General features: G+C 66.3%; 1 protein-coding gene. It reads left to right on the top strand.

Features of this window, described 5'->3' with window-relative positions:
- Nucleotides 1-1650: non-ribosomal peptide synthetase (locus tag ACY1JZ_RS25960; protein ID WP_462631669.1), on the top strand; the 1650-nt coding region annotated here is incomplete at both ends.

Below are 1650 nucleotides of genomic sequence, written 5' to 3'. Positions count from 1 at the left end.
GCCGAGCACGCTGGGCTTCAGCTCGTGGGCGTACAAGCGTATGAGCGGACGAACTACCCGCTGACGCTGTCGGTGCTGCCGGGAGAGGAGCTGGAGCTGCAGCTCGGGTATGAGACCGACCGGCTGGATGAGCAGGGAGCAGCCGAGCTGCTGCAGCGGCTGTCACGACTGCTGCTGGCGATGGCGGAGCAGCCGGAATGCGCGGTGACGGAGCTGCCATGGCTGGAGGCCGCCGAGCTGAGCGAGCTGCTGGAGAGCTGGAATGCGACCGCGGAGGCGCTGCCGGAGCGGTGCGTGCATGAGCTGATCGCAGAGCAGGCCGCAGCAACGCCGGACGCGCCCGCGCTGATTGCAGGCGAGGAGCAGCTAACGTACCGCGAGCTGGAGGAGCGGTCGAACCAGGTGGCGCATTATCTGCGGCGACTGGGAGCCGGGCCGGAGGTGCTGGTGGGGCTGTGCGCGGAGCGGACGACCGAGCTGGCGGTTGGACTGCTGGGCATCCTGAAGGCGGGAGCGGCGTATGTGCCGATCGACGCCAGCTATCCGGCGGAGCGGATCGCCTATATGCTGGCAGATACGAAGCTGCCGCTGCTGGTGACGCAGTCGGCGGTGGCTGCGCGGCTGCCGGAGCACCATGCGCGTGCGGTCTGTCTGGACGCGGAGCGGGAGCAGATCGCCGCGGAAGCGACGACTGTGCCTAAGAGCGGCGTGAAGCCGGAGCATGCGGCCTACGTGATCTATACCTCGGGCTCGACCGGTCAGCCGAAAGGTGTGGTGATCACGCATGGATCGCTGCTGAACCATAATGTGAGCGCCGGGAAGCTGTATGAATTGAGCAGCAACGACCGGGTGCTGCAGATGGCGACGATCAGCTTCGATGCAGCCGTGGAGGAAATCTTCCCGACCTGGCTGCATGGGGGAACGCTGGTCATGCCGCGGGAGCGGCTGCTGGGCGTGCGAGAGTTCACGGAGCTGATCGAGTCGGAGCAGTTGAGCGTGCTGAACCTGGCGACAGCGTATTGGCAGGAGTGGAGCCAGGCGCTGTCGAGCGGGGAGGTGAAGCTGCCGGGAAGCGTGCGAGCGGTCATCATCGGCGGCGAGCGCCCATCGCCCGCGCAATATGCGCGATGGCAGGAGACGGTTCAAGGACGGGTGTCCTGGTATAACACGTATGGGCCGACGGAGACGACGGTGATCAGCACGGCCTTCCGTGCGCGGGAGGAACGGACGGCGTATGAGGAGGTGCCGATCGGCCGTCCGATCGCCAACACCGAGGTGTATGTGCTGGATGCGCATCGTCAGCCAGTGCCGGTGGGCGTAGCGGGCGAGCTGTATATTGGCGGACGTGGGCTGGCACGGGGCTACCTGAACAAGCCGGAGCTGACGGAGGCGGTGTTCGTAGCGCATCCGTTCCGGCCAGGGGCAAGGCTGTACCGGACGGGCGACCTGGTAAGGTATCGCACGGACGGACAGTTGGAATATGTAGGACGACTGGACGGTCAGGTGAAGCTGAGAGGCTACCGGATCGAGCTGGAGGAGGTGGAAGGAGCGCTGGCGAGCCAGCCTGGAGTGAAGCAGGCGGTGGCGGCAATCCGCGCAGGAGCGGGAGGCGAGAAGCGTCTGATCGCGTATGCGGTGGCGCAGGAGCAG

It is taken from the genome of Paenibacillus sp. J5 (assembly GCF_054955055.1).
Note: the sequence above shows the minus strand (reverse complement) of the source record. Positions and strands in the feature narration are given on the sequence as shown.